Source organism: Emticicia sp. 17c, assembly GCF_037153985.1.
In the GTDB taxonomy this organism is placed as follows: Bacteria; Bacteroidota; Bacteroidia; order Cytophagales; family Spirosomataceae; genus Emticicia.
This window is the reverse complement of record NZ_JBBAYI010000036.1, coordinates 1-4,095: the sequence shown is the minus strand read 5'-3', so window position 1 is coordinate 4,095 and position 4,095 is coordinate 1. Positions and strand designations below refer to the sequence as shown.

The following is a 4,095-nucleotide window of genomic DNA, read 5'->3' as shown; positions in this document are numbered from 1 at the left end:
CGGGGTTCTTTTTTTGCGTAATAAGCTGATATTTAATTACTTATCTCTCATAAGGCTTCCCTACTTACTTTGTAGGAAAAACATTGACCTGGGTGCGACGGCCCAAGCCCAAAAAGTGTGTGAAGTGATGTTTTCATACTGACCTAAATCCTAGAAGCCACTAGGAGATTGTTTTAAGCAATGCAGGTTTAATCAATGCTTTTCAAAATAGATTTGAATATCAAATTAAAGAGAAATAAAGTACATTTAATTTGAGAAGAGTTGACTTTGGAGCCAGGAGTTATAATGTTAGTATTCGGAGGCTTCATTAGGTGAAACCTTTAGAGGATAAAATCGAATCCTTATAATTACTATTCTAATAATCTAATTAGATTCATCGTTCCTGATGGTTAGGCACCAACTGTTTAGATAAAGCAGAAAATCGCAGCTAAAGTGTCTTTTGAACTTCGCGAAATGAAAGCCTCTTTCCGGGGGGGTGTAGCGATGCCCCCCTTCCATTACAAACTCGGAACAACTTCATCACAATCATTGTATAAGCGTATGCATTAACTTCCGATTTCTGCATTTTAATTCCGATTTTCCTCACTTCAGTCAGAATGATATAATAGCAAGGGTACAGATTTCAACACCATTGCCAGAACTATTCAGAATCAGTATGAGAAAATCCTGAACTTCTTTGACAGAAGAAGTACCAATGCATCAGCGGAATCTTTTAACACTAAGGTTAAAGCATTAAGAAACCAGTTCAGAGGTGTAAGAAATATTACTTTCTTCCTCTTCAGACTTGCTAAAATTTATGCTTAGTCCCCAACTTTTTCGCTTGAGCCGTTTTAGAATTGCTCCCAAGTTTCATTGCAACTTTCTATATCTACATTAAGCAACGAAAAGATAAAAGCCTGACAATCTATTGATTATCAGGCTTTTACCTAGAGCCCCCAGCCGGGAGAATTTCAAAGTAAATTAAAATGCTTACAATCAAATAGTTATGGCTTGAAATGCGCTTGCATTTCTAATGGAGTGTTAGTATATGTGTATTATTTCCAAAAAAATTTTTATTAATAATGTTGCATATAGCCATTTCTAGCACCCCATTAGTTTTTCCCAAATCAAGTCTGATACCATTAAGTGCCAATAACTCTACGGCTTTTAGATATTTATCTTTATACTCATTATTAGCTTCATTTTTGCTTTCTGAAATTTTAATTGTATCTAAATCAGTCTCACCAATAAGGAATGAAATAGGCTTTCCAATATAATTAGCAATTGTAAATAAATAATTTACATTCATGGATTCGTTGTAAAAAAACTGATAAAATGATTGTCTACTGAATCCTAAATCACTACAAAATTTTTGCTTGGAAATCCCTTTTTCCTTAATGGTCTGCTCTATCCTTTGCCTAATTAAGGAATAATCTGGCTTTATTTCTTTTATCATGACATAAATATTTTAAAATTAATGTAAAAAATATTTTTATATGTAAAAATTATATTTACATTTGCTGCGTAATCATTACCGTATGTATGTAATAATTACACAATATTAGTAATAATAGTGTATTAATGACAAATTTTTATTTGTTAATTCATTGTTAAAGCCATTTAGTAAACATTAATATGATATTACAGAGCCAAAATAGAAGAAGTCCTTTCGGTAATTGGCATGATTCCCTTAAAGAATGGGAAAAACTTTTAGTTAAAGATATAATCATTAATCAAGGAGGGTATTCTTATGAAATGTTCAGAAAATACATTTTAGGCGATACTGATATTACTAAAAATTTGCCTCCAGCAGTTAAGACAATTTTAGTTCAGCAATTTCCTGACGCTGAAAAGTATCTTTACCAAGTTGAATGTTTATTATAATATAGCTATGTAAGCTTGAAATTCTATGTTGTACTTACACTCATCACGATTGAACACCACAATTGGATATCAGGAAGAGGACGAAATCAATTCGTTAACCATCATCTGTTTAGCTGAAGGTAACTGGAGTTTTGCTAACTCTCATGTTGCTTCTTTGCAAGAGGCACAGACATTAATTGAAGACTACGAACAGTATAAACCTGTGAGCAAAGAGTTTTTTGAAGATAGGGTACTATTGTTCCTAACCCCCCTCATGCTAAAATGCAATCTTCTATCACTGGAAGATGAAAGTGAGTAACCAATAACTTTAAATATATATGAAAAGATTTACTGAATCTGCCTGGTTAGCGGTCACTAATCCAGGGCTGATAAACTTGCCTGTTACTTTCCAAGAAGAAATAGCAGGTAAAATGGCGGATGCTTTTGGGAATGGGGTGCTTAGTTCAGAAGAAGTGCCTACTCCGGAACAGTCTCAGGCAATGGATGAACTGCTGGAGTATTATCAGGATGCCTACTATGCTGAAACGAGCAAAAAGTTTGCCTTGACCTTTCCTTAATAGCTTCAAAATCCATACAGAATACATTATAGGGATTATAGATTTAAACATTACTAGGTCGCAAGTACCTTGCTAGTTGCCGTAAATACTCGAAAAATGGAAGATAAGATAGAAGAACCGAAAAAGAAGCCCCAATCCAAAAAATCAAGAAAGCTCATACTTGGTGCTTTGGTAAGCACAGCATTCATCGCAGGTTTTTCCTTACTGAAATCTAAGCCCAAACCCAAGAAGAACTCCACCGACGAATATAATCCAGAAGAAGATGTATTTACCTGATAAAAATACCTATGGGCTATGAAAAAGTTGGTAGATGGGAAAGAAGTATCTGGCCGTATATATTACTATCTGTTGGATTTCAATGAAAAAGACGAGTGGAGAACAATAATGCAATTGTTTAGCTGTCAGCAGCTTAATCAATTAAATAGCTATCAGTTTGCTGAACTTTTCAGCCACGCATTTGCTAAGGATATTGAAAAATTAAAAGATTGATAGCCAGAGATTTAGGCTATAAAAACCACCCCGACTAATTATAGTTGGGACCCCTAGCTGAATTTTAAAAACCTTAAAAAACTATACTACAACCAAAGTTATGGATAAACCTAGTTTTCCGATAGGGGGTTACGCAACCCTTAGAAAATCTATGCCCGTGATAGACTTCCACAAGACCTTTGCGTTATGCAAAGCGTTCCGAGTGGAGAACAACCGGCAACGCTCAAGACAGCTTCAGGTACTTGTCGACCAAGGATATGACCTGAAACAACTAAGAGCCAGTCTGACCCGAGCCGAATACGAACTTTGGGAACAAAAACATGGGGTTTTCCCACACATTGGTGGCTCTGTGGAGACCACGATGGAGAAACTGGTGGCGTTCTTCATGCACGAGTTCAAGCGGGGTAAAGTGTATCTGAACAACCAGATTCGGTTTACTTGGTCTTACTTCAGGACTTACTACAATGGCGAAGAATGCCTGAGCTTTGCCCGTATCTGTAAGAATACCCTACGCAACCATTTCAACAAAATCTCACAGGCTTATAAGAGCCTCTTTGAGAACAAATATCGGGGTCAACTCTGCCTGCCTGACTACATGAGTGTTAATTGCGTTGTGCTGACATTTCAGGCAGGATTCATCCAATATACCAACCCTAAGCATACAGCCGTTCTGAGCGCGAAAGAAGAGCCTCTGAAGAAGAAACAAGTAGTTCAGAACACTGCTTTCATGGAAAAGGTGAAAGCGACTTTATCCACATTTTCGGAGGGTCATCCACACTCAGGCGAGCGAACAGGGCAGACCCTAGACGTGTCAACGCTTTCAAAATCGCTAATTTCTTCTTTTTTTAAGAAGACATAGTCCAAAATTTTCACCTAATGTTCAATTGGTTCACTGAACTTATCAATTGAACTTTTAAAAGGTTATTTAAAGCTGTACCTCGCGTTCTTTCTCTGCCAGAATGACAGAATTTTTAAAATGAAAGGAATTTTGAAAAGGAGCAAAGAAACGGAAAGGGAAGAGTTCAATGAAAATAAACTAGGGGACTGGGGGGCGGCGGCTACCGAGCGGGACAACCTATAACATTTGCTTAGACTTAAAAGACAACAATAAACCCTATATGATATGCAAGACAGACATTTTAACGTCTATGACCCTGTTAATTCAATCTATTTGCTATTTGTTGGC

Annotated in this window: 7 protein-coding genes and 1 pseudogene; 7 read left to right on the top strand and 1 reads right to left on the bottom strand. The window is 36.5% G+C overall.

What is annotated here, in order from left to right; genetic code table 11:
- Positions 1-618: 618 nt before the first annotated feature.
- A pseudogene (locus tag WAA15_RS24320) lies at positions 619-804 on the top strand (transposase); the annotation flags it as partial.
- A 205-nt stretch (positions 805-1,009) separates the two neighbouring features.
- Here WAA15_RS24320 and WAA15_RS24315 read toward each other — a convergent pair.
- Entirely contained in the window at positions 1,010-1,435 is a 426-nt protein-coding gene (locus WAA15_RS24315; protein WP_337045456.1) for a hypothetical protein, read from the bottom strand.
- Positions 1,436-1,614: 179 nt separating this feature from the next.
- Between WAA15_RS24315 and WAA15_RS24310 the strand changes: the two genes are divergently transcribed.
- From WAA15_RS24310 to WAA15_RS24285, 6 genes are all read left to right on the top strand, one after another.
- Positions 1,615-1,863 (top strand): hypothetical protein, encoded by a 249-nt coding sequence (locus WAA15_RS24310; RefSeq protein WP_337045455.1) that lies wholly within the window; start codon positions 1,615-1,617, stop codon positions 1,861-1,863.
- 49 nt (positions 1,864-1,912) lie between these two features.
- Entirely contained in the window at positions 1,913-2,161 is a 249-nt protein-coding gene (locus WAA15_RS24305; protein ID WP_337045454.1) for a hypothetical protein, read from the top strand.
- Positions 2,162-2,180: 19 nt separating this feature from the next.
- A complete protein-coding gene (locus WAA15_RS24300) occupies positions 2,181-2,420 on the top strand; it encodes a hypothetical protein (protein ID WP_337045453.1) in 240 nt (79 codons plus the stop codon).
- A gap of 96 nt (positions 2,421-2,516) precedes the next feature.
- Positions 2,517-2,696: a hypothetical protein gene (locus WAA15_RS24295; protein ID WP_337045452.1), complete on the top strand. Its 180-nt coding sequence runs from the start codon at positions 2,517-2,519 to the stop codon at positions 2,694-2,696.
- An 18-nt stretch (positions 2,697-2,714) separates the two neighbouring features.
- Positions 2,715-2,909, top strand: a complete 195-nt coding sequence (locus WAA15_RS24290) for a hypothetical protein (RefSeq protein ID WP_337045451.1) — start codon at positions 2,715-2,717, stop codon at positions 2,907-2,909.
- Positions 2,910-3,009: 100 nt separating this feature from the next.
- A complete protein-coding gene (locus WAA15_RS24285) occupies positions 3,010-3,768 on the top strand; it encodes a hypothetical protein (RefSeq protein WP_337045450.1) in 759 nt (252 codons plus the stop codon).
- The last annotated feature ends 327 nt before the right edge of the window (positions 3,769-4,095 follow it).

Coding starts and splice junctions, on each gene's coding strand:
- WAA15_RS24285 (WP_337045450.1), top strand. CDS start 3,010: ATGGATAAACCTAGTTTTCCGATAGGGGGTTACGCAACCCTTAGAAAA.
- WAA15_RS24290 (WP_337045451.1), top strand. CDS start 2,715: ATGAAAAAGTTGGTAGATGGGAAAGAAGTATCTGGCCGTATATATTAC.
- WAA15_RS24295 (WP_337045452.1), top strand. CDS start 2,517: ATGGAAGATAAGATAGAAGAACCGAAAAAGAAGCCCCAATCCAAAAAA.
- WAA15_RS24315 (WP_337045456.1), bottom strand. CDS start 1,435: ATGATAAAAGAAATAAAGCCAGATTATTCCTTAATTAGGCAAAGGATA.
- WAA15_RS24300 (WP_337045453.1), top strand. CDS start 2,181: ATGAAAAGATTTACTGAATCTGCCTGGTTAGCGGTCACTAATCCAGGG.
- WAA15_RS24310 (WP_337045455.1), top strand. CDS start 1,615: ATGATATTACAGAGCCAAAATAGAAGAAGTCCTTTCGGTAATTGGCAT.